This is a genomic window from Streptomyces sp. NPDC020731 (genome assembly GCF_044334705.1).
Classification (GTDB): Bacteria; Actinomycetota; Actinomycetes; order Streptomycetales; family Streptomycetaceae; genus Streptomyces.
On record NZ_JBIRTN010000004.1, the window covers coordinates 135125 to 159390 of the forward strand.

At 70.9% G+C, this 24266-nt stretch carries 25 protein-coding genes, 1 tRNA gene and 1 pseudogene; 7 read left to right on the forward strand and 20 right to left on the reverse strand.

What is annotated here, in order from left to right; all coding sequences use genetic code 11:
• Nucleotides 1-117: 117 nt before the first annotated feature.
• Complete coding sequence (locus ACH4VX_RS07640) at nucleotides 118-342, forward strand: hypothetical protein (protein ID WP_398366437.1); 225 nt, start codon at nucleotides 118-120, stop codon at nucleotides 340-342.
• Nucleotides 343-427: 85 nt separating this feature from the next.
• On the forward strand, nucleotides 428-1609 hold the full coding sequence (locus ACH4VX_RS07645; RefSeq protein WP_398366438.1) for a TerD family protein: 1182 nt from the start codon (nucleotides 428-430) through the stop codon (nucleotides 1607-1609).
• Nucleotides 1610-1661: 52 nt separating this feature from the next.
• On the opposite strand, the gene ACH4VX_RS07650 is transcribed toward ACH4VX_RS07645, so the two are convergent.
• The 5 genes from ACH4VX_RS07650 to ACH4VX_RS07670 all read right to left on the reverse strand — a co-directional run bounded on the left by ACH4VX_RS07650 (nucleotide 1662) and on the right by ACH4VX_RS07670 (nucleotide 7540).
• Nucleotides 1662-2216 carry a TetR/AcrR family transcriptional regulator gene (locus ACH4VX_RS07650; RefSeq protein WP_398366439.1) on the reverse strand — a complete coding sequence of 185 codons (555 nt, stop codon included), beginning with the start codon at nucleotides 2214-2216 and terminating at the stop codon, nucleotides 1662-1664.
• A 78-nt stretch (nucleotides 2217-2294) separates the two neighbouring features.
• A complete protein-coding gene (locus ACH4VX_RS07655) occupies nucleotides 2295-3878 on the reverse strand; it encodes a TROVE domain-containing protein (RefSeq protein WP_398366440.1) in 1584 nt (527 codons plus the stop codon).
• Between the two features lie 360 nt (nucleotides 3879-4238).
• A tRNA-Met gene (locus ACH4VX_RS07660) sits at nucleotides 4239-4364 on the reverse strand.
• Nucleotides 4357-5814 carry an alkaline phosphatase PhoX gene (locus tag ACH4VX_RS07665; protein WP_398366441.1) on the reverse strand — a complete coding sequence of 486 codons (1458 nt, stop codon included), beginning with the start codon at nucleotides 5812-5814 and terminating at the stop codon, nucleotides 4357-4359. Before ACH4VX_RS07665 ends, ACH4VX_RS07660 begins: the two co-directional genes overlap by 8 nt.
• A gap of 295 nt (nucleotides 5815-6109) precedes the next feature.
• Nucleotides 6110-7540 (reverse strand): hypothetical protein, encoded by a 1431-nt coding sequence (locus ACH4VX_RS07670; protein ID WP_398366442.1) that lies wholly within the window; start codon nucleotides 7538-7540, stop codon nucleotides 6110-6112.
• Between the two features lie 184 nt (nucleotides 7541-7724).
• Between ACH4VX_RS07670 and ACH4VX_RS07675 the strand changes: the two genes are divergently transcribed.
• Nucleotides 7725-9539, forward strand: a complete 1815-nt coding sequence (locus tag ACH4VX_RS07675; RefSeq protein ID WP_398366443.1) for an endonuclease/exonuclease/phosphatase family protein — start codon at nucleotides 7725-7727, stop codon at nucleotides 9537-9539.
• Nucleotides 9540-9706: 167 nt separating this feature from the next.
• Here ACH4VX_RS07675 and ACH4VX_RS07680 read toward each other — a convergent pair whose 3' ends face one another.
• On the reverse strand, nucleotides 9707-10057 hold the full coding sequence (locus ACH4VX_RS07680) for a DUF3618 domain-containing protein (RefSeq protein WP_398366444.1): 351 nt from the start codon (nucleotides 10055-10057) through the stop codon (nucleotides 9707-9709).
• Nucleotides 10054-10470 (reverse strand): phage holin family protein, encoded by a 417-nt coding sequence (locus ACH4VX_RS07685; RefSeq protein WP_398366445.1) that lies wholly within the window; start codon nucleotides 10468-10470, stop codon nucleotides 10054-10056. Before ACH4VX_RS07685 ends, ACH4VX_RS07680 begins: the two co-directional genes overlap by 4 nt.
• Before the next feature lie 131 nt (nucleotides 10471-10601).
• Between ACH4VX_RS07685 and dapA the strand changes: the two genes are divergently transcribed.
• The gene (dapA, locus tag ACH4VX_RS07690; protein ID WP_398366446.1) at nucleotides 10602-11492 is read left to right on the forward strand and encodes a 4-hydroxy-tetrahydrodipicolinate synthase; all 891 of its coding nucleotides are present in this window, start codon (nucleotides 10602-10604) and stop codon (nucleotides 11490-11492) included.
• A 13-nt stretch (nucleotides 11493-11505) separates the two neighbouring features.
• Here dapA and ACH4VX_RS07695 read toward each other — a convergent pair whose 3' ends face one another.
• From ACH4VX_RS07695 to ACH4VX_RS07755, 13 genes are all read right to left on the reverse strand, one after another.
• The gene (locus ACH4VX_RS07695; protein ID WP_398366447.1) at nucleotides 11506-12729 is read right to left on the reverse strand and encodes a YncE family protein; all 1224 of its coding nucleotides are present in this window, start codon (nucleotides 12727-12729) and stop codon (nucleotides 11506-11508) included.
• The gene (locus ACH4VX_RS07700) at nucleotides 12726-13286 is read right to left on the reverse strand and encodes a SigE family RNA polymerase sigma factor (RefSeq protein WP_398366448.1); all 561 of its coding nucleotides are present in this window, start codon (nucleotides 13284-13286) and stop codon (nucleotides 12726-12728) included. Before ACH4VX_RS07700 ends, ACH4VX_RS07695 begins: the two co-directional genes overlap by 4 nt.
• Nucleotides 13287-13442: 156 nt before the next feature.
• On the reverse strand, nucleotides 13443-13676 hold the full coding sequence (locus ACH4VX_RS07705) for a hypothetical protein (RefSeq protein ID WP_398366449.1): 234 nt from the start codon (nucleotides 13674-13676) through the stop codon (nucleotides 13443-13445).
• 137 nt (nucleotides 13677-13813) lie between these two features.
• Nucleotides 13814-14803 (reverse strand): 2,3,4,5-tetrahydropyridine-2,6-dicarboxylate N-succinyltransferase, encoded by a 990-nt coding sequence (dapD, locus tag ACH4VX_RS07710; RefSeq protein ID WP_398366450.1) that lies wholly within the window; start codon nucleotides 14801-14803, stop codon nucleotides 13814-13816.
• Between the two features lie 99 nt (nucleotides 14804-14902).
• Nucleotides 14903-15223 carry a DMT family transporter gene (locus ACH4VX_RS07715; RefSeq protein ID WP_398366451.1) on the reverse strand — a complete coding sequence of 107 codons (321 nt, stop codon included), beginning with the start codon at nucleotides 15221-15223 and terminating at the stop codon, nucleotides 14903-14905.
• Between the two features lie 80 nt (nucleotides 15224-15303).
• A complete protein-coding gene (locus ACH4VX_RS07720; protein ID WP_103542438.1) occupies nucleotides 15304-15636 on the reverse strand; it encodes a metal-sulfur cluster assembly factor in 333 nt (110 codons plus the stop codon).
• A complete protein-coding gene (sufU, locus tag ACH4VX_RS07725; protein WP_398366452.1) occupies nucleotides 15633-16097 on the reverse strand; it encodes a Fe-S cluster assembly sulfur transfer protein SufU in 465 nt (154 codons plus the stop codon). The genes ACH4VX_RS07720 and sufU overlap by 4 nt, the downstream gene beginning before the upstream one ends.
• Before the next feature lie 11 nt (nucleotides 16098-16108).
• A complete protein-coding gene (locus ACH4VX_RS07730) occupies nucleotides 16109-17365 on the reverse strand; it encodes a cysteine desulfurase (protein ID WP_398366453.1) in 1257 nt (418 codons plus the stop codon).
• Entirely contained in the window at nucleotides 17362-18126 is a 765-nt protein-coding gene (sufC, locus tag ACH4VX_RS07735) for a Fe-S cluster assembly ATPase SufC (protein ID WP_398366454.1), read from the reverse strand. The genes ACH4VX_RS07730 and sufC overlap by 4 nt, the downstream gene beginning before the upstream one ends.
• A gap of 7 nt (nucleotides 18127-18133) precedes the next feature.
• The gene (locus ACH4VX_RS07740) at nucleotides 18134-18451 is read right to left on the reverse strand and encodes a non-heme iron oxygenase ferredoxin subunit (protein ID WP_398366455.1); all 318 of its coding nucleotides are present in this window, start codon (nucleotides 18449-18451) and stop codon (nucleotides 18134-18136) included.
• A complete protein-coding gene (gene sufD / locus ACH4VX_RS07745; protein WP_398366456.1) occupies nucleotides 18448-19629 on the reverse strand; it encodes a Fe-S cluster assembly protein SufD in 1182 nt (393 codons plus the stop codon). Before sufD ends, ACH4VX_RS07740 begins: the two co-directional genes overlap by 4 nt.
• 56 nt (nucleotides 19630-19685) lie before the next feature.
• Nucleotides 19686-21107 (reverse strand): Fe-S cluster assembly protein SufB, encoded by a 1422-nt coding sequence (gene sufB / locus ACH4VX_RS07750; protein ID WP_398366457.1) that lies wholly within the window; start codon nucleotides 21105-21107, stop codon nucleotides 19686-19688.
• Nucleotides 21104-21826 carry a helix-turn-helix transcriptional regulator gene (locus ACH4VX_RS07755; protein ID WP_398366458.1) on the reverse strand — a complete coding sequence of 241 codons (723 nt, stop codon included), beginning with the start codon at nucleotides 21824-21826 and terminating at the stop codon, nucleotides 21104-21106. Before ACH4VX_RS07755 ends, sufB begins: the two co-directional genes overlap by 4 nt.
• Before the next feature lie 161 nt (nucleotides 21827-21987).
• On the opposite strand from ACH4VX_RS07755, the pseudogene ACH4VX_RS07760 reads away from it, so the two are divergent.
• The 3 genes and pseudogenes from ACH4VX_RS07760 to ACH4VX_RS07770 form a co-directional block, all read left to right on the forward strand.
• A pseudogene (locus ACH4VX_RS07760) lies at nucleotides 21988-22117 on the forward strand (aminoglycoside N(3)-acetyltransferase); the annotation flags it as partial.
• A gap of 141 nt (nucleotides 22118-22258) precedes the next feature.
• On the forward strand, nucleotides 22259-23182 hold the full coding sequence (locus tag ACH4VX_RS07765) for an ABC transporter ATP-binding protein (RefSeq protein WP_398366459.1): 924 nt from the start codon (nucleotides 22259-22261) through the stop codon (nucleotides 23180-23182).
• Between the two features lie 274 nt (nucleotides 23183-23456).
• The gene (locus ACH4VX_RS07770; RefSeq protein ID WP_398366460.1) at nucleotides 23457-24227 is read left to right on the forward strand and encodes an ABC transporter permease; all 771 of its coding nucleotides are present in this window, start codon (nucleotides 23457-23459) and stop codon (nucleotides 24225-24227) included.
• The last annotated feature ends 39 nt before the right edge of the window (nucleotides 24228-24266 follow it).

Below are 24266 nucleotides of genomic sequence, written 5' to 3' on the forward strand. Positions count from 1 at the left end.
GGCCCACCGGGCCGGGTGGTGGGTGAGCACCGGCCGGGGTCCGGGGCGGAGCCCTTGGGGACGGGGCGGCGGGGGCGGAAAACCCCTGGGCCGCCCCGGCCCCCGTACCATCCGGGCATGCCCAGACCGAGCGGCTTCGCCTACGAAGCCCATGCCACCGGCACCGTCCACATCACCCATCACAACCGCCCCGCAACCACCCTCCACGGCGACCGGGCCACCCGCTTCCTCACCGAGGTCACCACCGCCTCCGTCCCTCAGCTCGTCATGGCCCGCTGGACGGGGAACTACAAGCGCGGCAACGAACGAACCGCCCGGAACCACCCCCGCAACCGCCGCTGAGCCCGGCCGAGAGCCGACTGCGCCAAACGGGCCACAGGTAAGGGAACGGTAAAACGCCCTCGCTCGTTCACCCGGCATGACAGCTATGACCCCAGGCTCGAACATCCCTCTCCCCACCGCCCGAGTGACGGTGGACGTCTCCGCGCCCGTGCGGCTCGACGTTTCGGGCCTGCTGCTCACCGCCGACGGCAAGGTGCGCTCCGACGACGACTTCATCTTCTACAACCAGCCCGCCGGCCCCGGCGTGACCTACCGCTCCGGCGGCGGCACCGCCCCCGACGCCATCACGGTCGACACCACCGCCGTCCCGCCCGGCATCGAGAAGATCGTCGTCACCGCCAGCCCCGACGCCACCGGCCAGTCCTTCCAGGGCATCGAACCGACCGCCACCATCCGCAACGCGGACGACAACGCGGTCCTGGCCACCTTCACACCCCCGAGCCTCGGCACCGAGACGGCGCTGGTGATCGTCGAGGTCTATCTGCGCAACGGTGCCTGGAAGGCCCGCGCGGTCGGCCAGGGCTACGCCAACGGCCTGGCCGGCATCGCCACCGACTTCGGCGTCACGGTCGAGGAACCCGCCGCGCCCGCCGCCCAGCCGGTCACCCCGCAGGCACCCCCCATGCCCGCCGCCGCACCCCCTGCCCCCGCCACACCCCCGGCCCCGCCCGCCGCCGCCCCCGGCACCGGGAAGATCAACCTCGACAAGGGCCGGGTCAGCCTCCAGAAGAACCAGACCGTCTCCCTGATGAAGGGCGGCCAACCACTGCTGTCCCAGGTCAAGATGGGACTCGGCTGGGAGCCGGCCTACCGCGGCAAGGACATCGACCTGGACGCCTCGGTCATCGCCTACGGCCCGCAGCGCAACCACATCGACAGCTGCTACTTCGGCAAGCTGCAGATCGTGAACGGCGCGATCAAGCACTCCGGTGACAACCTCACCGGCGAGGGCGGCGGGGACGACGAGGTCATCACCGTGGACCTCGGACGCCTCCCCCAGGAGGTCTCCGGCCTGGTCTTCACGGTCAACTCCTTCTCCGGCCAGAAGTTCACCGAGGTCGCCAAGGCGTACTGCCGCCTGCTGGACGCCACCACGGGCGAGGAACTGGTCCGCTTCGACCTCACGAGCGCCGAACCGCAGACGGGCGTGATGATGGCGAAGCTGATCCGCCAGTTCTCCGGCGAGTGGGAGATGACCGCGATGGGCGACTTCGTGAAGTCCCGCACGGTACGGGGGATGGTGAAGCCGGCCGGCCAGTCACTGTAACCACGCGCCCGCCCCGTCAGGCGCCCCCGGACCGGGGGCGCCAGGACGACGGCTACGCCCGTAGCCCTTCCATCAGCAACCCCAGATAGCGGCGGATCTGCGTGCCCTCCCCGCCCGCCAGCTCCGAGGCCGTCGCCACGCCGTGGGCCAGCCGCAGCACATCGACGGGCTCGACGTCGCGCCGCAGCACGCCCGCCTCCCGTGCCGCCCCGACCAGCCGGGACACCGCGCTCTTCAGCGGATCGCAGCACTCCGTTCCGCCGTCCCCTACGGCGGCGCCCAGCAGCGCCCGCAGCCCCCGGATCCGGAGCATCCCGGCGCCGAGTTCGTTCAGCCACTCCACCAGTGCCTCACCCGGCGGCAGCCGGCCGGCCAGTTCGCCGGCCCGTGCCGCGATCGACTCGATGCGGTCGACGTACGCGGCCTCCAGCAGCGCCTGACGGGTCGGGAAGTGCCGGTAGAGCGTGCCGGACCCGACGCCCGCCCGCTTGGCGATGTCGTCGAGCGAGGCGCCCTCACCGTGCGCGGCGAACGCCTCCACCGCGGCCTCCAGCAGCAGTTCGCGATTGCGGCGGGCGTCCGCGCGCATGGACCTGACCTGCGCCATCACCCACTCCTCACCCCGGAACCCTCCCCGTACCCTATCGAGCGGGGAACGGGGAGGGTCCCGGACCTGAGCAGCCCTTCACGCGGCCCACGGCCAGTCGGCGTCCCGGCCGGCCTCGAGCAGCGAAACCATGCGGAAAGCCGCGTCCGAGAGGCCACCGAAGGTGTGCCGGTTCGCCGTGCCCGACGGGCCGTGGCCCGCGCGGTATCCGGCGAGGTTCCAGGTGTAGACCGGCACATCGGCCGGGACCTGCTCGGTCGGGTCGCCGTGGTGGTTGTGGGCGTACTGCTCGTCGGTGACGATCAGCACGCGGTCGTGCCGCTCGTAGTGCCGGCGCACCGCCTCGGTGGTGTCGGTGCCGCCGAGGTCGCCGAACCGGCCGAGGATCTTCAGCACCGACTCGCCCCGGCGGAACGGCACCGGCCTGCTCGTCGAGCCGAACTCGACGAGGTCCGCCTTCTCCGCCCGCAGCGCGAGCGCCGTGCCGAAGACCGCCGCCGCGTCCGCGCGGGTGAGCTCGGAGCGGTCCGACATCCGCGAGTAGAACATCGAGCCCGAGCGGTCGACGAGCACCAGGGTGCGGCCGGGCAGCGCGGGCACGTTGGCCAGCGAGTGGCCGAGCGCCTGCTCCAGCGGGTACGACCAGCGCAGCGACGGCGCGTGCCGGTACGCGGCGAGGTAGCGGAAGGGGAACTGCCGCGACCGCGCGACCTCCGCCGGGTCGGCGATGCGGGCGGCGACCCGCGCGGCGGCCTCGTCGGACACCCCTGCCTCGTCGAAGTTCCGCAGGTTCCTCACGAGGGCCATCGTGCCCATGGACGGGATCACGGCCTCCCAGGCCGCCTTGTCCATCGGCCCCTGCAGCCAGCCCGCCAGCGCCTCCCAGGTGATGCCCGCGGCGGCGAGCCGCTCGGCCCCGTCGGGTGCCGTGACGACCGCGCGCCGCTCCTCGACGGGCAGCGCCATCAGTTCGCGGTGCGCGGTGAGGACACGGTTCGAGGCGGGCGGCACCGCGGTGTCCGGGTTGTGCCGGCGGTCGAGGGCGTACCGGAACAGTTCGCCCTGCCACGGCTTGTCCGGGTCGGGGGCCGCGTGCACCAGGTTGAGGATGTCGCCGAAGCGGTAGCCCTTGGACGCGGTGTCGTACTTCAGCAGGGCCTTGCCGCCGTAGAGCCGGCGCACGGCGTCGGCGACACCGCGCTTGACCGGCTTCGGGACGTTGCGGCCGTACATCGCGGTCCAGTAGGCGAGCAGTTCGCCGGGCTCGTCGGGGCGCCGCAGCACGGAGTCCACGACCTGCCGGTTCGACGGGCCGTCGGTCGCGCCGGCGTCCAGGCGGGCCTTGACGTACTCGGCGGCGCCCACGATCGACGCGGTCCGCAGGTTTCCCTCACCGCGCAGCCAGCCGAGCAGCCCGGCCGTCCAGGACGGGTCGGTCACGGCGAGTTCGCGCACGAGCTTCGCGAACCGGTCGTCACGAGCGTCGCCGCTCTCGTAGAAGGTCTGCTGGGTCACGAAGTTGGAGACTGCGAGCAGAAAAAGCTCGGAGCGCGGCTCCCGCTCGCGGCCCCGGCCGCCCTCGTACGTACGCAGCACGCGGCCGGTCGACGTCACGCGCGACGCCGGCTGCGCCTTGGCGGCCCGGGTGTTGAATCGTGCCATGTCGAATTCCCCCGAATTCGTTTCCGTTTCGGAAGGAGGCGCGACAAAGGAGGGTGCCCGAGAAACGGGTCGGCGACGGAACAGGTCAGGCGCGTCTTCCATTTCCGCCACACCGGCCCGGGGCCGATGACGGGATTCGAACCCGCAGTGAACCCGATCCGAGAAGTATCCGCTGCCTGCGCACCGGGCACCCACCAAATGCTGCGCCTCCCGAGATCAAGTCGGCGGCGGCCTGGATTCGATCACAACGAAGGAGCCGTCGCCCGCGCACCGGGAGGTGCATGAAGTTGTGGTGTCCAGAGATCAAGGCCGGCGGAACCGACGATGGTGCTCTAACCCCTGAGCTACACCGGCGCGTTGTGCCGGTGACGGGACTCGAACCCGTGACCGCCCCATTATGAGTGGAAGTAGGTCCTGCCTTCGCACCTGGACGTGCATCACTCTAAGAGGGCGGCCCTCGGTCGGGCGAGCGAATTAATCACCGGCGCTTCTGCCGCTTCCAGGGCCCGGTGATGGCGAGCATGATGCCGGGTTCCTGGATGTTGGCGTAGAGGGTCTTGCCGTCGGGCGAGAAGGTCACGCCCGTGAATTCGCTGAACTCCGGCTCGTCCTCGGTGCCGATGTTCAGTTCGTTGCGGGCGATGGGATACGTGCGTCCGCTGTCGGTGGCACCGAACAGGTGCTGCACGCCCTCGCCGTCCTCGGCGATGATCAGGCCGCCGTACGGTGAGACGGTGATGTTGTCCGGGCCGTCGAGGGCGCCGTCCTTCGACGGGTCCCGGTTGACGCCGAGCAGGACCTTCAGGGTCAGCGTGCGGCGCCTGGGGTCGTAGAACCAGACCTGGCCGTCGTGCCGTACGGGGCTCTCCTCGCGGGCGTACGAGGAGACGATGTACGCCCCGCCGTCGCCCCACCACATGCCCTCCAGCTTGCGGGCGCGGGTGACCTCGCCGGCCTCGAACTGCTCGCGCACGTCGACGGTCCGCGCGTCGCGGTCGGGCACGTCCACCCAGTCGACGCCGTACACGGTGCCGGTCCTCGTGGCGCGGGAGAGGTCGTCGACGTACCGGCCGCCGGAGTCGTAGCACTTGGGCGCCTGGAGGACGCCGGCGTCGTCGGCGAGGGTGCGGAGGGTGCCGGGGCCGTAGCGGAAGCCCTCCGGCGGGGTCCAGCGGTAGAACAGGCCGTTGGGCTCGTCGGCGTCCTCGGTGAGGTAGGCGTGGCCACGCTTGGAGTCGATGACGACGGCCTCGTGGTCGTAACGCCCGAAGAACTTCAGCGGCTTGGGGTCGCGGTTGGCGCGCCGGTCGGCGGGGTCGACCTCGAAGACGTAGCCGTGGTCCTTGGTCATGCCGTTCTCACCGGCCCGGTCGGAGTTCTCCTCGCAGGTGAGCCAGGTGCCCCAGGGGGTGCTGCCGCCCGCGCAGTTCTGGGCGGTGCCGGCGATGCCGACCCACTCGGCGACGCTGCCGTCCCGGCGCACCTCGACGACCGTGCAGCCACCGGGCGCGGCCGGGTCGTAGACCAGGCCCTCGGCGAGCGGGACGGGGAACTCGACCTCGTCGCGGGGGCCGTCGATCTCGTGGTTGTTGACCAGGAAGGTGCTGCCGCGCGGGCCGGGGAAGGTGGCCGTGCCGTCGTGGTTCGCGGGCGTGAACTCACCCGACTCCAGCCGGGTCTTGCCCGTGTGGGTGAGGACGCGGTAGGTGAACCCGGCGGGCAGGGCGAGGAGTCCGTTCGGATCCGCGACGAGCGGCCCGTATCCGACCCCACCGTGCCGCCCCGCCGCTTCTTCGGCCCCTTCGTCCACACTCTCGGTGTCGGCGGTCGCGAGGGCGTTGGGTGCGGAGGCGAGGGCGGCCACACTGCCCGCCAGCGCGACACCGGCGCCGGCGATCGCGGACGTTCTGGCGAAGTCCCTGCGGGTGAGCGACATGCTGTCTCCTGTGACGTGGACAGTACGTGGAGGGTGGCGAACCCCGTGCGCCCGCCACGCTCCCGCCCATGCCTGAACGCCGGTTGAACACCGAGGGCCACGGGGGTTCTCCCTTGTGTGAACCGCACGGGTCCCGCACGGCGACCGTCCACCGGGTCCGTCCCGCGTCCCGCGCGGCACCGGGCGCACGCCGCCACCGCAGCGCGTGGGTCTCCTCGCTCCCGCCGCCCTTTCGGACACAGCCCCGCGCCCCGCCGCCCGGCCGCAGGTCACGCGTGTGCGCGAGGAACGGCCCTCAGTTCCCGTGCTGCGACCGCGCCTTGAACGCCGCCTTCCGCGCTTCCTTCGCGATCCGCTTGTCGGGGTGCAGCCGGCCCATGGCCTCCAGCACGTCCGCGGTGGCCGGATGCTCCACCCGCCAGGCCGTGTCGAAGAATCCGCCGTGCTGCCGCGCCAGCCCTTCCACCAGGGAGCGCAGCTCCTCGGAGTTGCCCTCGGCGGCGAGCTGGGCGGCGACCGTGTCGATGGTCAGCCAGAAGATCAGGGCCTCGGACGGCGGCGGTACGTCGGTCGCCCCGTGCTCGGCCAGCCACACCCGGGCCAGCCCGCCGAGTTCGGGATCGTCCAGCACCTCCCGCAGCGCGGGCTCCGCCGACGCGCCGACCAGCGACAGCGCCTGCTGGCACCGCAGCCGCCGCAGCGGCGCGCCCCGGTCCGCCCCGCGTGCCGCCGCCAGCAACTCGCGTGCGGCCTGGAGCGGCTCACGCCGGTCCAGCCACTGCTCGGTCTCCGCGTGGGCGGCGGCCGGCGGGAAGACGGCCGTGCCGTCGAGCAGCGCGTCCGCGCCCTTGTCCACGAGGTCGCCCACGGCCGGCGCCTCGAACCCGGCCTCCAGCAGCCGGGCGCGCAGTCCGTACAGCCCGAGCGGGGTCAGCCGCACCATGCCGTAGCGGGAGACGTCGGTGTCGTCGACCGGTCCTGCGGGCTCCTCGTCGGCCATCAGCGCCTCGTCCACCGGCCGGTACTCCACGAGTCCGACCGGCTCCAGCATGCGGAACTGGTCGTCCAGCCGCATCATCGCGTCGGACACCTGCTCCAGGACGTCGTTGGTGGGTTCGGCCATGTCACCGGGCACGATCACCGACGCGGCCAGCCCGGGCAACGGCACCATCGCCCCGTCGACGCCCTCCCCGCCCACGGTCAACAGGTAGAGATTGCCGAGCACCCCGTCCAGGAACTCCGCCTCGGCCTCCGGGTCCCAGTCCAGCGCGTCGAGATCGAGTTCCCCGGACCCCTCCCCCTCGGCGAGGGCGTCGACCAGACCGCCCAGGTCCGGAACGCTCGCGTCACCGAGCACCGTCTCCAGGGCCGCGAGCCACACCCCGAGCACGTCCCGCGGCGAACCCCCGGTGAGCAGCGCCAGTTCGGCCCCCGCGGCGACGGTCCCCTCCTCCTCGTCGACCACCTCGACGAGCCCGGCGTCCACGGCGACGCGCCAGGCCTCACTGGCGTCGGCCGCGGCGGCCTCCCCGGTCAGCCCCAGCTCCGCGGCGGCCGCCGGCAACTGCTCGTCGACGAGCCCACCGCCGGCGTCGACCCTGGTCTCCGGCCCGGCCCAGCGGGCGAGCCGGACCGCCCGGGAGAACACCGGGGTGGACAGGGCGTCGCGCGCCAGCTCCGCTTCGGGACGCAGCTGCGCAGGCGGCAGGATGGAGCTGTCTGACATCGGCTGTTTCTCCTAGGGCCGTGAACTACTCAGCCGCTCAGCCTAGACGGATTTCCACCCATGCCACCCGCTTCATCTCCCCTTCAGCGGCCGTACATGGCCGAAACCTTGACAAGCGGCCCGGCCCGGCTGGAGATTGACGCGCGTAGAAATGGGCGGGTCACACGTTTCCGGAGGAAGTCCGTTGCCGAGCAAGTCGTCCGCGCGCCTCGCCGCGCTCACCGTCGCCGCCGTGTGTTCCGCGGCGTCCACCATCGTCCTCACGTCGCCCGCGCACGCCGACACGGTGCGCGTCCATGACATCCAGGGCGCCACCCGTACCTCACCGCTGGCCGGCCGGCAGGTCACCGACGTGACCGGAATCGTCACCGGCATCCGTACCTACGGCTCGTCCCGCGGCTTCTGGATCCAGGACCCCGACCCGGACGCCGACCCGGCCACCAGTGAGGGCGTCTTCGTCTTCACGGGCTCCACCCCCAAGGATGTCGCCGTGGGCGACGCCGTCACGGTCTCGGGCACGGTCTCGGAGTACGTCCCCGGCGGCACGTCCTCGGGCAACCAGTCCCTGACGCAGATCACGCGCCCCGCCTTCACGGTCGTCTCCAGCGGCAACCCGCTCCCGGCCGCGGCCGCGATCGACGCGAAGTCCGTGCCCGCCGCCTACGCCCCCACGGTGAACGGCTCGATCAACGCGCTCCCGCTGCGCCCCGCCACGTACGCCCTGGACCTCTACGAGTCCTTGGAGGGCATGAACGTCCGGGTCTCCGACACGCGTGTGGTGGGCGCCACCGATCCCTACACCGAGCTCTGGGTCACGGTGAAACCGCGCGAGAACCGCAACCGCCGGGGCGGCACGGTCTACGGCTCCTACGACGCCCAGAACACCGGCCGTCTCCAGATCCAGTCGCTGGGCAAGGCGTCCGACTTCCCCGACGCGAACGTCGGCGACACCCTCACCGGCACCACCGAGGGCCCCCTGGACTACAACCAGTACGGCGGTTACACCCTGGTGGCCAACGAGCTGGGCACCCTCGAAGCCGCGGCCCTCCGGCGCGAGACGACCCGCGAGCAGAGCGCCCGCGAACTGGCGATCGCGACCTACAACGTCGAGAACCTGGACCCCTCCGACGACACCTTCGCCGCCCACGCCGCCGCGATCGTGAACAACCTGAAGTCCCCCGACATCGTGTCCCTGGAGGAGATCCAGGACAACAACGGCGCCACCGACGACGGCACGGTCGCCGCCGACGAGACCATGGCCGAGCTCATCGACGCCGTCGAAGCGGCGGGCGGCCCCCGCTACGACTGGCGCTCCGTCGACCCCGCCGACAAGCAGGACGGCGGCGAACCGGGCGGCAACATCCGCCAGGCCTTCCTCTTCAACCCCGCACGGGTCTCGTTCACCGACCGTCCGGGCGGTGACGCCACGACCGCCACCGACGTCACGAAGATCCGCGGCAGGGCAGCCCTGACGCTCTCCCCCGGCCGGATCGACCCGGCCTCCGAGGCCTTCGACAACAGCCGCAAGCCGCTCGCCGGCGAGTTCACCTTCCGGGGCCGCACGGTCGTCGTCATCGCCAACCACTTCGCGTCGAAGGGCGGCGACCAGGGCCTGACCGCCCAGTACCAGCCCCCGTCCCGCAGCTCGGAGACCCAGCGCCACCTCCAGGCCGAGGCGGTCCACGACTTCACGGCGAAGATCCTCAAGACCCAGAAGAACGCCGACGTGGTGGCCCTGGGCGACATCAACGACTTCGAGTTCTCGGAGACCACCCGGCTCCTCGAAGGCAGGGGGACCCTCTGGTCGGCGATCAAGTCCCTCCCCCGGTCCGAGCGCTACTCCTACGTCTACCAGGGCAACAGCCAGGCCCTGGACCAGATCCTGATCAGCCCGTCCATCCGCCGCGGCGCCTTCACGTACGACAGCGTGCACATCAACGCGGAGTTCCACGACCAGATCAGCGACCACGACCCGCAGGTGCTCCGCTTCCGGCCGTAGGACCGGGGCGAAGCCGCCCACGGCGGTGAGGGGACGGGGCGGGGGCACCCGCCCTCAGCGGCCGGCGCGTCGACCCGGGCACTCGCAGACGCCCGACGGTGTGCCGGACCGAGGACGGGCACCCCCGGCCCCACCCGGCCGAATGCCGCGCCGCAGGCACCGGCACCTCAACAACGATGGCGCCGCACCATCACCGCGCCCACGACGACCGCGACCACCGCGCCGGCGATCATCACCGGCTTGCGGTGCCGCAGGCCGGCCTCTCCGGCGTGCGCCGCGCTGCTCCGCATCTGCACGGTCATCGCCCCGGCCCGGTCCCGAAGATCGTCGGCCCGCGCCCGCGCCCGCGCCTTGACATCCATCTTCCCGGCCAACTCCTCCACGGTGTCGCCGAGTTCATGTCGCGTCCGCTCGATCTGCTGCCGCAGCTCGTCCGGCCCCTTGGCCCCCCGCCCCGTCGCGGCGGCCTCTGCGGCCGCATCCACATGGGACCCCGCGCGCCTCATGTCGTGCGTCATCGGTGCGCCCTTCCCTTGATCTCCTCGACATCGGCCTTCACGCTGCCCATGGTCCGCTCGGGCCTGGGCGGCGTGGCCCGGCGCAACTGCCCACGGCCGGCAAGAGCGAGCACACCGGCGATGGCGAACAGCAGCCCCGTGACGATGAGCGCCGCCGCCCACAGCGGCAGCACCAGGTCCAGCGCGGCGACACCCGTACCGGCCAGCGCGAGCAACCCCGCATAGCCGAACGCCCCCGCCGCACCCAGCATGCCGCCGCCGCGCCCCGCGCGACGCCCCTTCTCGGTCAGCTCCTCCTTGGCGAGCGCCACTTCCTGCCGTGCGAGCCGGGAGATCTGTTCGGTGGCCTGCCCGACGAGCTCACCCACACTGTGCTCGTCGCGCACCGGCCGTTGCTCGATGGTTCCGGTCACGATGTGCCTCCTCTCGTGTCGGGAAACCCGAGTACCCCCGCCGTCCGGACGCTATCCATAAAGCAACGCTTACCGGTAATGACCACAACATTTAAGTGGACCTTCACAAGGCACCGGCAGACACTACCCCCATGACCCCCAAGTCCCCACCCCTCGGCCGCACCCTGTGCGCGATGATCACCCCGTTCACCCCCACCGGCGCACTCGACCTGGACGGCGCCCAGCACCTGGCCGACCACCTGGTCACCCACGGTTGCGACGGCCTGGTCCTCTCGGGAACCACGGGCGAGTCCCCCACCACCACCGACGCGGAGAAGTCGTCCCTCATCAGGGCGGTGCGCCAAGCCGTCGGCACCCGGGCCACGATCGTCGCGGGCATCGGCACCCCCGACACCCTGCACACCACGGAACTGGCCCGCGAGGCGGAAAAGGCCGGCGCGGACGCCCTCCTGGTGGTGGCCCCGTACTACAGCAGGCCCCCGCAGGACGCGATCGAGGCCCACTTCCTCGATGTCGCGGAGGCCACGGCCCTTCCCCTCGCCCTGTACGACATCCCGTCCCGCACAGGGGTCCGCATCGAACCGGACACCCTCCTCCGCCTGGCGGAGCACCCCCGCGTCCAGGCGGTCAAGGACTGCTCGTACGACTTCCTGGCCGCCCAGAAGGTCATGTCCCGCACCGGCCTCGCGTACTACGCGGGCTGCGACGAACACAACCTGGCCCTCTACGCGGTGGGCGCCGCCGGCTGCGTCAGCACGGTCGCCAACGTGGCCCCGGCCCACATCCGCGCCGTCCTGGACGCCTTCGACGCGGGCGACACCACAGGAGCGGCACACCTCCAGCACCGGGTGACCCCCCTGATCGAGGCGATGATGTCGAACGGCCTCCCCGGCACGGTCACCGCGAAGGCCCTCCTCACCACCCTGAACCTCCCCGCGGGCCCGGTCCGCCCACCGCTGAGGCCCGCCGACCGGAAGACGACCGACGGGCTCGGAGCGACATACGACGAACTGGACCGATGACCCACGACTCACCTCACCGCCGTACGAACACCGGCTCCCACCGCCCCTTCGTGTCGTCCTCGGGCGACCGGAACCCGCTCAGCGGAACCACCTTGTCGCTGCCCACGGTGACCAGCACCAGCCGCTGGTGGAACTCGTCGCCGTCGGCACCGATGTCCCAGGCGACGAGCGAGTCGCTGTCGGCCCAGGCCAGCAGTTGCTGCCCGCGGACCTCGGCGGCCTTCCCGCCGGTGCGGGGATCGAGGATCCAGGAGGACGTCTTCCGCGTCTCCCCCGCGAAGTCACCGGCGAGCCTCCGCCCGTCCGGCGACAGACCGGCGTCGACGTGCCAGACCCGGTGCACCTCACGGGCCGGCGGCGCCACGGCCTCGCCGGCGAGGTCGAAGTAGTCCGGACCGACCTCCTCGGAAACCCGCCCCGCCCACACGAAGCGGCCGTCGGCGCTGAAGGCGAAGTCCTGGCGGGCGTTGATGAAGCCCGCCGGCCCGAACGGATCGTCGCTGGTCTCGACCTCGGTCCAGGACCCCGCCCCCGAGGCCACGTCGATGACCTGGAACCCGTTCCGGGACGAGACCTCCCGCGACTGCCACCCGACCGACCCGTCCGGGTCCTCGGTCCTGAACAGCAGACCGGGATCCTCGCCGTACGTCGTCGCCACGAGCTTGCGACCGTCCGGCGAGAAGGCCAGGCCCCCCACCTCGTGGTCGACCGGAATCCACCGCTCGACCTCGCCGCTGGCGAGGTCGAGCAGCCCGATGCGTCCGGCGGGCAGCTCCCGCTCCAGCACGGCCGCGGTCCTCAGCCCGGGGGCCACGGCCACGAACGACCACCGGTCGTCCTGCTCGTACTTCCTGGTCCTCGGGTCGAGCAGCCAGTAGGTACGCTCGGAAACCCTCCGGTCCTCGGACAGTTGGACCTTCTCGTCGGTGAAGTACGCGCCCATCGCCACATCCCCGGCGGCCAGCAGATCCCGCGGCGGCGACTGACCGGCCCGGGCGATGACCTCACCCTGCTCCACACCACCCGGGGGCCGCGCCCCCTCCCCGCCGGAGTCCAGCACGGGCACCCCCACCGAAACGGCGATCACGGCCGCCGCCGCGGCGGCCACGGTGGCGAGCCCGCGGACACGGCGCCTCCGCCGCACCGCCAGCACCCGATCGGCGAATCCCGGTCCGGGCGCCGCCTGTTCCGCCGCCTGTTCGCACAACGTGTCACGCACGAGCTCATCGACGTTCACGACCGCACCTCCACGGGCGAGTAGTCACCGGACGGCCGTCGCTCGGCCGCGGACGGGCCGAGGGAGCGCAGTTCGGGCGCGAGGGCGCGCAGCCGGGCCAGGGAACGGTGGGTGGTGGACCGTACGGTGCCCACCGAGCAGCCGAGGATGCGGGCCACCTCGGCCTCCGGGAGGTCCTCGAAATAACGCAGCACCAGCACGCTGCGCTGGCGCGCGGTCAGCCGGGCCAGCGCGCCCCGCATCAGCAGGCGCAGCTCCGCGTCGGCCGAGGCGGAGGTCCCGTCCGCACCGGGCTCCGGCGGTTCGGCCACGCTGAGTTCACGCCCGCGCCGTTTCAGCCGCCAGCGGCTGACCTGCTGCCGGTAGAGGATCTGCCGTACGTACGCCTCGGGTTCGTCGATGCGGTGCCAGCGGCCCGCCGCCTTGATCAGCGCGCTCTGCAGCAGGTCCTCGCCCGCGTGCCGGTCGCCGCCACTCAGCAGGACCGCGGTCTTCAGCAGTGCGGGCGACCGGTTCGCCACGAACTCCCGGAAACTCTCCTGTGCTTCGGCATCCATCGTCACCTTCTCTTCGCCCGGGAGCGGGCCCTGTGTCCACTCCCCGCGCCCCTGTGGACGCGCGCGGACGCCTCCCGCTATGCCTCCGCACAGCAACATCACAAAAAGAACGGGCCGGACCGCACCCTGTGCGCTCCGGCCCGCCGAAGCGAACCCTCAGTCCCAGACGTACCCGTCCCCGAACAGCAGGAAGTGCTCCAGTACGTCCTCCGCGGGATCGTCGATCTGACCGGCGTTGACCAGTCCGACCCGGTGGCCGTTGTGGGAGGCGGCGTTGGTCTCGTCCGCGTGCGCGGTACCCGCCAGCGTGCCGAACAGCATCAGCACCGCCACCACTCCCATCACTCCGACCACACAGCGGAGCACGCCCCACACCCACTCGTTCGTCATCGCCCGTTCGTCCCCATTCCCGTATGTCAGTCGTCCCGGCTTCTGATCGGACCCTGTGTCCACCCGTTCATCTGCCAAAACGACCCCGAAGTCACGGGGAGTAACCCGTACGAGAGCGCACGGGCGTGACGGCCGGCTCAGTTGTGGCTGTGCAGGATCTCGTTCAGACCGCCCCAGACCGCGTTGTTCGGGCGGGCCTCGACCGTTCCGGTGACGGAGTTGCGGCGGTAGAGGATGTGGGAGGCGCCGGACAGCTCACGGGCCTTGACGACCTGGCCGTCGGGCATGGTGACGCGGGTGCCGGCGGTGACGTACAGGCCGGCCTCGACCACGCACTCGTCGCCGAGGGCGATACCGACGCCCGCCTCGGCGCCGACCAGACAGCGCTCGCCGATGGTGATGCGCACGTTGCCGCCGCCGGACAGGGTGCCCATGGTGGAGGCGCCGCCGCCGATGTCCGAGCCGTCGCCGATGACGACACCGGCCGAGACACGGCCCTCGACCATCGACGTGCCGAGTGTGCCGGCGTTGAAGTTGACGAAGCCCTCGTGCATGACGGTGGTGCCCTCGGCGAGGTGCGCGCCGAGCCGTACGCGGTCGGCGTCGGCGATGCGGACGCCCTTGGGGGCGACGTAGTCCGTCATGCGGGGGAACTTGTCGACGGACGTCACGGCCAGGTGCAGGCCCTCGGCGCGGGCGTTGAGCCGCACCTTCTCGAGGTCGTCCACGGCGACCGGGCCGAGGGAGGTCCAGGCCACGTTGGCGAGGTGGCCGAAGACGCCGTCCAGGTTCTGGCCGTGCGGCCGGACCAGGCGGTGCGAGAGCAGGTGGAGGCGCAGGTAGACGTCGTGCGCGTCGACCGGCTTCTCGGCCAGCGACGAGATGACCGTACGGACCGCGACCACCTCGACGCCCCGGCGGGCGTCCGGACCGGCCGCCGCGGTGGCCCCGCCGCCCAGGAGTTCCGCGGCCTGCTCGGCGGAGAGCCGCTCGGTGCCGGACGGGCCGGGCTCGTCGGCCAGTACGGGGGCGGGGAACCAGGTGTCGAGAACGGTGCCGTCGGCGGCGATGGTCGCGAGGCCGGCGGCCACCGCGCCGGAGGTGGTGTGAGCAGTCGTGTCGGTCATGAGGGCAACCTAACCAACCGGTGGCCACGGACGCGAACCGGTACGGACCACGTCTCAGCGTGCGGTCCGCGGGGCCCCACGGACGGCTGACCGGTACCGTCAGTGCGCCCCGCTCAGATTGAGCACCACCACCCCGGCGATGATGAGCGCGATGCCGGCGGCCTTGGCGAAGGTGAATCCCTCGCCCAGGAACAGCGCCCCGATCGCCGCGATGGCGGCCGTCCCCACCCCGGCCCAGATGGCGTACGCCGTCCCGACGGACAGGGTCTTCAGCGTCTGCGCGAGCAGGGCGAACGCCACCACGTACCCGATGACGGTGAGCACCGAGGGCCACAGGCGGGTGAACCCCTCGCTGTACTTCATGGCGGTGGTTCCGGCCACTTCGGCCGCGATGGCCCCGGCGAGCAGTGCGTACCCCATGATCCGATCGTAGCCAGGGGCGACGACACGCGAAGCGGCCCCCGGCATCGCGCCGGGGGCCGCTCGGCCGGGCCGTTCGCTCAGACGTTGAAGCCCAGCGCCCGCAGCTGCTCACGGCCGTCGTCCGTGATCTTGTCGGGGCCCCACGGCGGCATCCAGACCCAGTTGATGCGCAACTCGTTGACCAGGCCGTCCGTGGCGGACTTCGCCTGGTCCTCGATGACATCCGTCAGCGGGCAGGCCGCCGAGGTCAGGGTCATGTCGATGGTCGCCACATTGGAGTCGTCGATGTGGACCCCGTAGATCAGGCCGAGGTTGACGACGTCGATGCCCAGCTCGGGGTCGACGACATCCAGCAGGGCCTCACGGACCTCCTCCTCGGAAGCCGGTTTCATCTCCACGGTCTCGCTCATGCCGTAGTCCTTTCGGCGTCGGCGCCCAGCGCCTGGGCCGTCGCGTCCTTCCACGCCATCCAGCTGAGGAGGGCGCACTTCACCCGGGCCGGATACTTGGACACCCCGGCGAACGCGACCGCGTCCTCCAGGATCTCCTCCATCGCGTCATCGGGCTCGATCTTCCCCTTGGACTGCATCAGCTCCAGGAAGGTCGCCTGGATCCGCTGCGCCTCGGCGAGGTCCTTGCCGACCAGCAGGTCGTTCAGCACGGAGGCGGAGGCCTGGCTGATGGAGCAGCCCTGCCCCTCGTAGCTGACGTCGCTGATCTTCGTGCCGTCGTACTTCACGCGGAGCGTGATCTCGTCACCGCACGTCGGGTTGACGTGGTGCACCTCGGCGTCGCCATCCCGAAGACCCCGGCCGTGCGGGTTCTTGTAGTGGTCCAGGATGACGTCCTGGTACAGGGAGTCCAGCTTCACGCCTCAGCTCCTCATCCGAAGAAGTTCCGTACGTGCTCCAGGCCGTCGACCAGTGCGTCGATCTCGGCCGGCGTGGAGTACAGATAGAACGACGCTCGCGTGGTCGCGGGAATTCCGTACCGCAGGCAGACCGGGCGGGCGCAGTGATGACCCACGCGTACCGCGATGCCCTGTTCGTCGAGGACCTGGCCCACGTCGTGCGGGTGGATGTCGCCGAGCGTGAACGAGATCGCCGCTCCCCGGTCCTCGGCCGTGGCGGGGCCGATGATGCGCAGGTCCGGGACCTCGGCCAGGCGCTTGACCGCGTACTCGGTGATGGCGTGCTCATGGGCGAGGATCTTGTCCATGCCGATGGCCGACAGGTAGTCGATCGCCGCGCCCAGACCGACCGCCTGGGCGATCGGCGGGGTGCCCGCCTCGAACTTGTGCGGGGCCGGCGCGTAGGTCGACGAGCTCATCGACACGGTCTCGATCATCTCACCGCCGCCGAGGAACGGAGGCAGGTCCTCCAGCAGTTCCTGGCGGCCCCAGAGCACGCCTATGCCGGTCGGGCCGCACATCTTGTGGCCGGTGAAGGCCACGAAGTCGGCCTGGAGGGCCTGGACGTCCATGGGCATGTGCGGCGCGGCCTGGGAGGCGTCGATGCACACCAGGGCGCCGACCTCCTGGGCGCGGCGCACGATCGCCTCGACCGGATTGACCGTACCCAGGATGTTGGAGACCAGCACGAAGGAGACGATCTTCGTCTTCTCGGTGATGATCTCGTCGATGTTGGAGAGGTCGAGCCGGCCGTCGTCGGTCAGTCCGAACCACTTCAGCTTCGCGCCCGTGCGCTGCGCGAGCAGCTGCCACGGCACGATGTTGGAGTGGTGCTCCATCTCCGTGATGACGATCTCGGTCTCGTGGTCCACCCGGTAGGGCTCGTCGGCCCAGCCGAGCATGTTGGCCACGAGGTTGAGCGACTCGGAGGCGTTCTTGGTGAAGATCACCTCGTCGCGCGAGGGGGCGTTGACGAACTCCGCGACCTTGTCGCGCGCGCCCTCGTACAGCGCCGTGGCCTCCTCGGCGAGCACATGCACACCGCGGTGGACGTTGGCGTTGTAGCGCTCGTAGTACTCGCTCATGGCGTCGAGCACCTGGCGGGGCTTCTGACTGGTCGCCGCGTTGTCCAGGTACACGAGCTTCCGGCCGTCGTGGACCTGGCGGTCCAGGATGGGGAAGTCCTTGCGGATCGCCTCGGTGTCGAGGAGGCCCGGCAGCTGTGTCACTCGGATGCGCCACCCTTCGCGTATGCCTCGTACCCCTCGGCCTCCAGCTTGTCGGCGAGCTCGGCGCCGCCGGACTCGGCGATCCTACCGGCCGCGAACACGTGGACGTAGTCGGGCTTGATGTAGCGCAGGATGCGCGTGTAGTGCGTGATCAGCAGCGTGCCGACCTCGCCGGACTCGCGGACCCGGTTGACACCCTCGGAGACGACACGCAGGGCGTCGACGTCCAGGCCGGAGTCGGTCTCGTCGAGGATCGCGACCTTCGGCTTGAGCAGCTCGAGCTGGAGGATCTCGTGACGCTTCTTCTCACCGCCGGAGAAGCCCTCGTTGACGTTGCGCTCGGCGAAGGCGGGGTCCATGTTGAGGCGCTCCATGGCCTCCTTGACCTCCTTCACCCAGGTACGCAGCTTGGGGGCCTCGCCACGGACGGCGGTGGCGGAGGTGCGCAGGAAGTTGGAGACGGAGACGCCGGGGACCTCGACCGGGTACTGCATGGCGAGGAAGAGGCCGGCGCGGGCGCGCTCGTCGACGGACATCTCCAGGACGTCCTCACCGTCGAGGGTGACGGTGCCGCCGGTGATCGTGTACTTGGGGTGACCCGCGAGGGAGTAGGCGAGGGTCGACTTGCCGGAGCCGTTGGGGCCCATGATGGCGTGCGTCTCGCCCTGCTTCACGGTGAGGTCGACGCCCTTGAGGATCTCCTTCGTGGCGTTGTCGGCCTCGACGGTGACGTGCAGGTCTCGGATTTCAAGCGTTGCCATGGGTGCCTCAGGACTCCTGGGTGAGGGAGACGAGCACGTCGTCCCCTTCGATCTTTACGGGGTATACGGGGACGGGGCGCGTCGCCGGAAGGGCGTCGGGCTTGCCGGAACGGAGGTCGAAACGCGAGCCGTGCAGCCAGCACTCGATGTGGCAGTCGTCCACCTCGCCCTCCGAGAGGGAGACGTTCGCGTGCGAGCAGATGTCGTTGATCGCGAACACCTCGCCCTCGGTCTGCACGATGGAGACCGGCGTGCCGTCGAGTTCCACCCGCTTCGGGGTGTCCTCCTCCAGCTCGCTCAGCCCGCAGGCGCGTACGAAGGTCATGCGACCGCCGCCTCCAGCTCTTCCTCGATCTTGGCGAGCAGGCGCTCCTCGATGTCCGGGACGCCGATCTGCTGGACCAGCTCGGCGAAGAAGCCGCGGACCACCAGACGGCGGGCGTCCTGCTCGGGGATGCCGCGGGCCATCAGGTAGAAGAGCTGCTCGTCGTCGAAGCGGCCGGTCGCGGAGGCGTGGCCGGCGCCGACGATCTCGCCGGTCTCGATCTCCAGGTTGGGCACGGAGTCGACGCGGGCGCCGTCGGTGAGGACCAGGTTGCGGTTCATCTCGTAGGTGTCGGTGCCCTCGGCCTTGGCCTCGATGAGCACGTCACCGATCCACACGGCGTGCGCGCCGTCGCCCTGGAGCGCGCCCTTGTAGGCGACGTTGGACTTGCAGTGCGGAACGTTGTGGTCGACCAGGAGACGGTGCTCCTGGTGCTGGCCGGCGTCGGTGAAGTACAGGCCGAACAGCTCGGCCTCGCCGCCGGGGCCCGCGTAGGTGACGCGCGGGTGGAGGCGTACGACGTCGCCGCCGAAGGTGACGATCACCGACTTGAAGGAGGCGTCGCGGCCGACGAGGGCGTCGTACTGGGCGGCGTGCACCGCCTTGTCGTCCCAGTCCTGGACGGAGACGACGGTGAGCTTGGCGCCGTCGCCGAGCACGTACTCGACGTTGGCGGCGAGCACCGCGTCACCGGTGTGGTCGATGACCACGACGGCCTCGGCGAAGGCGCCGAGCTCGACCACCTGGTGGGCGTAGGCGGTGCCGCCCTCGCCGTGCACCGCGATACGGACCGGCTCGGTGAGGACGGTCTCCTTGGGCACGGTCACGACCGAGGCCCGCTCGAAGGCGGAGTACGCCTGGGCGGCGACCCGGTCCGCCGGCGTGCCGGCGCGGCCGAGCCGCGCGTCGTCACGGCCGACGGTCTCGACGACGACGCCCTCGGGCGCCTCGACGGTGACCTTGACGCCGCCGGTGGCGGTGGCGGTGCCGTCGTGCAGGCCGCGCAGCCGCTCCAGCGGGGTGAACCGCCACTCCTCCTCGCGGCCGTGGGGAACGGGGAAGTCCGCCACGTCGAAGGACGGGGGCGCGCTCATGCGGGTCGCGACGGTCGACTCCGCGGCGACCGCGATCGAGCCCGCGGTGGTGGAACCCACGGGGATGTTCTGAGCCTCAGCCATGGCTGTCGTAGTGCTCGCTTTCCTTTGCGTAAGGGGCTTGACGGAACGGCGTGGTGTCAGCCGACCGCGCCTTCCATCTGCAGCTCGATCAGCCGGTTGAGCTCGAGTGCGTACTCCATCGGCAGTTCCTTGGCGATCGGCTCGACGAAGCCGCGCACGATCATCGCCATCGCCTCGAACTCGCTCAGGCCGCGGCTCATCAGGTAGAAGAGCTGGTCCTCGGAGACCTTGGAGACGGTCGCCTCGTGGCCCATGGACACGTCGTCCTCGCGGACGTCCACGTAGGGGTAGGTGTCCGAGCGGGAGATGGTGTCGACGAGCAGCGCGTCGCACAGCACGTTGGACTTGGAGCCCGGGGCGCCCTCGCCGATCTCGATCAGACCGCGGTAGGACGTACGGCCACCGCCGCGCGCCACCGACTTGGAGACGATGTTGGACGAGGTGTTCGGGGCCATGTGGACCATCTTGGCGCCCGCGTCCTGGTGCTGGCCCTCGCCGGCGAAGGCGATGGACAGCGTCTCGCCCTTGGCGTGCTCGCCCATGAGGTAGACGGCCGGGTACTTCATCGTCACCTTGGAGCCGATGTTGCCGTCGACCCACTCCATGGTCGCGCCCTCGTAGGCCACGGCGCGCTTGGTGACCAGGTTGTAGACGTTGTTCGACCAGTTCTGGATGGTCGTGTAACGGCAGCGGGCGTTCTTCTTGACGATGATCTCGACGACCGCGGAGTGCAGCGAGTCCGACTTGTAGATCGGGGCGGTGCAGCCCTCGACGTAGTGCACGTAGGCACCCTCGTCGACGATGATCAGGGTCCGCTCGAACTGGCCCATGTTCTCGGTGTTGATCCGGAAGTAGGCCTGGAGCGGGATCTCGACGTGCACGCCCGGCGGGACGTAGATGAAGGAGCCGCCGGACCACACGGCGGAGTTCAGCGACGCGAACTTGTTGTCGCCGACCGGGATGACCGTGCCGAAGTACTCCTTGAAGAGCTCCGGGTGCTCCTTCAGGGCGGTGTCGGTGTCCAGGAAGATGACGCCCTGCTCCTCCAGGTCCTCACGGATCTGGTGGTAGACGACCTCCGACTCGTACTGGGCGGCGACACCGGCGACGAGGCGCTTCTTCTCGGCCTCCGGGATGCCCAGCCTGTCGTAGGTGTTCTTGATGTCCTCGGGCAGGTCCTCCCAGGACTCCGCCTGCTTCTCCGTGGAGCGCACGAAGTACTTGATGTTGTCGAAGTCGATGCCGGAGAGGTCGGAGCCCCAGTTCGGCATGGGCTTCTTCTCGAACAGGCGCAGGCCCTTGAGGCGGAGCTTGGTCATCCACTCCGGCTCGTCCTTCTTCCCGGAGATGTCCCGGACGACGTCCTCGTTCAGACCGCGGCGCGCCGACGCACCGGCCTCGTCACGGTCGGCCCAGCCGTATTCGTAGGTGCCCAGACCATCCAGCTCGGGGTGGGCGGTCTCCGTGGGGAGAGTCATGCGGGGTTCCTCCCGGACGTGCTTTCAGATGCTTGGTGGGAAATCTTGGGGATGAACGTCGTGCAGACACCGTCGCCGTGCGCGATGGTGGCCAGTCGCTGCACATGCGTACCGAGAAGCTCGGCGAAAAATTCCGTCTCGGCCTCGCACAGCTGCGGGAACTTCTCGGCGGCGTGGGCGACCGGGCAGTGGTGCTGGCAGAGCTGCTCGCCGACCGGCGCGTGGCGCGCCGTCGCAGCGTACCCGTCCGCGCTGAGAGCCTTGGCCAGCGCTTCCGTCCGCTCCTCGGGGGCCGCGGCCTCGACCGCCTTGCGGTACGCGTCCGCCTGGGCGGCGATCCGGGCGCGGGCGAACGCGGCGATCGCCTCGCCGCCGCCCTCCCGCTCACCGATCCAGCGCAGGGCGTCCATGGCCAGCGTGTCGTACGACTGGTCGAAGGCGTCCCGCCCGCAGTCGGTGAGGGCGAACACCTTGGCCGGGCGTCCGCGCGTGCGCGCGCCGTAGACGCGCCGCTCGCGGGCTTCCACGACGTTGTCGACGGCCAGCGCGTCCAGGTGCCGGCGTACGGCCGCCTGGGTGAGGCCGAGGCGCTCGGCGAGCTCGGCGACGGTCGACGGGCCGTGGTCCAGGATGGAGCGGGCGACGCGGTTGCGGGTGGACCGCTCACCGGTTGCCAGTTCCTCGTGGGGAGGCCCCGTCGGATGCTCGCCGTTTTTCACAACGCCATTGTTGCGTAATTCATCCGAACCGGGCAAGCCGCGCCCGGACAGCCCGAAGGTGCGCTACATCACTTAGGTATACCTAATGTGACCTGCGGAAACGATCTTTGATCGATCAAGGAGGTGGCGTCCGACGGCGTCTTCCGGAACGCTCCGGGACCATGCCCACACCCCCTCCGACCGGCCCTCTTGTCACCCGGGCCCCCCTTCACCGCGCGGCTGCGCGAGCTCGGTGTGCGGCCCGGCGAGACCCTCCTCGCGCACTCCTCGCCCAACTCCCCGGGCCGGGTCGGGGCGGCCGGGGCGCGGCTGTTCCCGTGGTGGACGCGGTGGCCTGCGCCGAACGCCGGCCGGCGACGCACCGTCCCCGTGAGGGGGAGTTCCCGTACCCGGCGCTCCGACGTCCCGGCCGTCTCCCTAGACTCGTGACCCATGCGAAGTGAGCCCGTGGTCCAGGTGCAGGCCCTGGTGAAGCGGTACGGCACGAAGACCGCGGTGGACGGCCTCGACCTGGTGGCCCGGCAGGGCGTGACCGCCGTGCTCGGCCCCAACGGGGCGGGCAAGACGACCACGGTCGAGACCTGCGAGGGCTACCGGCGGCCGGACTCCGGCACGGTGCGCGTCCTGGGCCTGGACCCGGTGAGGCAGTCGGCGGCGCTACGGCCCCGCGTCGGCGTGATGCTCCAGTCCGGCGGCGTCTACTCGGGCGCGCGGGCCGACGAGATGCTGCGGCACGTGGCCAAGCTGCACGCGCATCCGCTGGACGTGGACTCGCTGATCGAGCGGCTGGGGCTCGGCTCCTGCGGCCGCACGTCGTACCGGCGGCTCTCCGGCGGCCAGCAGCAGCGGCTCGCGCTCGCGATGGCCGTGGTGGGGCGCCCGGAGCTGGTGTTCCTGGACGAACCGACCGCCGGTCTCGACCCACAGGCCCGCCGCGCCACCTGGGACCTGGTCCGGGACCTGCGCGCGGACGGCGTCTCCGTCATCCTCACCACCCACTACATGGACGAGGCCGAGCAGCTCGCCGACGACGTGGCGATCATCGACGCGGGCCGGGTGATCGCCCAGGGCTCCCCCGAGGAGCTGTGCAGGGGCGGCGCCGAGAACACGCTCCGCTTCTCCGGGCGGCCGGGGCTGGACGTGGTGTCCCTGCTGAAGGCGCTGCCCGCCGGCTCCTCGGGCGCCGAGGTGGCCCCGGGCTCGTACCGGGTCGTCGGCGAGGTCGACCCTCAGCTGCTCGCCACGGTGACGTCCTGGTGCGCGCAGCACGGGGTGATGCCGGACCGGATCTCGGTGGAACGGCACACCCTCGAAGACGTCTTCCTGGAACTCACCGGCAAGGAGCTGCGCTCATGACTCCGGCCCGGACGGAGACCGGCCGGGGGCCCGGGGGTCGCCCCCCGGAGAAACACAGCCTGGAACTCACCGGCAAGGAGCTGCGCTCATGACTCCGGCCCGAACGGAGACCGGCCGGGGGCCCGGGGGTCGCCCCCCCCGGAGAAACACAGCCTGGAACTCACCGGCAAGGAGCTGCGCTCATGACTCCGGCCCGGACGGAGACCGGCCGGGGGCCCGGGGGTCGCCCCCCGGAAAAACACAGCCTGGAACTCACCGGCAAGGAGCTGCGCTCATGACGGCCACCGGCACCTACTCACCGAAGCCGGGTGCGGCGCCCCTGACCCGCATGATCGCCACGCAGGCCGCGCTCGAGACGAGGATGCTGCTGCGCAACGGCGAGCAGCTGCTGCTGACGGTGATCATCCCCACCCTGCTGCTGGTGCTCTTCAGCACCGTGGACGTGGTGGACACCGGTGAGGGTGAGGCGGTGGACTTCCTCGCCCCCGGCATCCTCGCGCTCGCGGTGATGTCGACGGCGTTCACCGGGCAGGCCATCGCCACCGGCTTCGAGCGCCGCTACGGCGTGCTGAAACGGCTGGCCTCGTCACCGCTGCCGCGCTGGGGGCTGATGACCGCGAAGACGCTGTCGGTGCTGGTCACCGAGGTGCTCCAGGTGAGCCTCGTGACGGTGATCGCGCTCGCGCTCGGCTGGTCGCCGCAGGGCGGCCCCGTCTCCGTGTTCCTGCTGCTGGTGCTGGGCACGGCCGCCTTCTCCGGGCTCGGCCTGCTGATGGCGGGCACCCTCAAGGCCGAGGCGACGCTCGCCGCCGCCAACCTGGTGTTCCTGCTGCTGCTCGTCGGCGGCGGGGTGGTCGTGCCGCTGGACAAGTTCCCGGACGCGGCCCAGGACGTCCTGGGCCTGCTGCCGATCTCCGCGCTGTCGGAGGGGCTGCGGGACGTGCTCCAGCACGGGGCCGGGATGCCGTGGGGCGACCTCGGGATCCTCGCCGTGTGGGCGGTCGCGGGTCTCGCGGCGGCCGGGAAGTTCTTCCGCTGGGAGTAGACGTCATGGCCGGGACGGACCCTCGTGAAAGCGTGCACA

What these genes read in the sequence shown, in the direction of transcription:
- sufD (WP_398366456.1), bottom strand. Translation starts at nt 19,629, where the DNA reads ATGGCTGAGGCTCAGAACATCCCCGTGGGTTCCACCACCGCGGGCTCG.
- ACH4VX_RS07650 (WP_398366439.1), bottom strand. Translation starts at nt 2,216, where the DNA reads ATGGCGCAGGTCAGGTCCATGCGCGCGGACGCCCGCCGCAATCGCGAA.
- ACH4VX_RS07645 (WP_398366438.1), top strand. Translation starts at nt 428, where the DNA reads ATGACCCCAGGCTCGAACATCCCTCTCCCCACCGCCCGAGTGACGGTG.
- dapD (WP_398366450.1), bottom strand. Translation starts at nt 14,803, where the DNA reads ATGACCGACACGACTGCTCACACCACCTCCGGCGCGGTGGCCGCCGGC.
- sufB (WP_398366457.1), bottom strand. Translation starts at nt 21,107, where the DNA reads ATGACTCTCCCCACGGAGACCGCCCACCCCGAGCTGGATGGTCTGGGC.
- ACH4VX_RS07770 (WP_398366460.1), top strand. Translation starts at nt 23,457, where the DNA reads ATGACGGCCACCGGCACCTACTCACCGAAGCCGGGTGCGGCGCCCCTG.
- ACH4VX_RS07720 (WP_103542438.1), bottom strand. Translation starts at nt 15,636, where the DNA reads ATGAGCGAGACCGTGGAGATGAAACCGGCTTCCGAGGAGGAGGTCCGT.
- sufC (WP_398366454.1), bottom strand. Translation starts at nt 18,126, where the DNA reads ATGGCAACGCTTGAAATCCGAGACCTGCACGTCACCGTCGAGGCCGAC.
- ACH4VX_RS07665 (WP_398366441.1), bottom strand. Translation starts at nt 5,814, where the DNA reads ATGTCGCTCACCCGCAGGGACTTCGCCAGAACGTCCGCGATCGCCGGC.
- ACH4VX_RS07740 (WP_398366455.1), bottom strand. Translation starts at nt 18,451, where the DNA reads ATGACCTTCGTACGCGCCTGCGGGCTGAGCGAGCTGGAGGAGGACACC.
- ACH4VX_RS07700 (WP_398366448.1), bottom strand. Translation starts at nt 13,286, where the DNA reads ATGGATGCCGAAGCACAGGAGAGTTTCCGGGAGTTCGTGGCGAACCGG.
- ACH4VX_RS07640 (WP_398366437.1), top strand. Translation starts at nt 118, where the DNA reads ATGCCCAGACCGAGCGGCTTCGCCTACGAAGCCCATGCCACCGGCACC.
- ACH4VX_RS07715 (WP_398366451.1), bottom strand. Translation starts at nt 15,223, where the DNA reads ATGGGGTACGCACTGCTCGCCGGGGCCATCGCGGCCGAAGTGGCCGGA.
- ACH4VX_RS07680 (WP_398366444.1), bottom strand. Translation starts at nt 10,057, where the DNA reads ATGACGCACGACATGAGGCGCGCGGGGTCCCATGTGGATGCGGCCGCA.
- ACH4VX_RS07705 (WP_398366449.1), bottom strand. Translation starts at nt 13,676, where the DNA reads ATGACGAACGAGTGGGTGTGGGGCGTGCTCCGCTGTGTGGTCGGAGTG.
- ACH4VX_RS07655 (WP_398366440.1), bottom strand. Translation starts at nt 3,878, where the DNA reads ATGGCACGATTCAACACCCGGGCCGCCAAGGCGCAGCCGGCGTCGCGC.
- dapA (WP_398366446.1), top strand. Translation starts at nt 10,602, where the DNA reads ATGACCCCCAAGTCCCCACCCCTCGGCCGCACCCTGTGCGCGATGATC.
- ACH4VX_RS07765 (WP_398366459.1), top strand. Translation starts at nt 22,259, where the DNA reads ATGCGAAGTGAGCCCGTGGTCCAGGTGCAGGCCCTGGTGAAGCGGTAC.
- ACH4VX_RS07670 (WP_398366442.1), bottom strand. Translation starts at nt 7,540, where the DNA reads ATGTCAGACAGCTCCATCCTGCCGCCTGCGCAGCTGCGTCCCGAAGCG.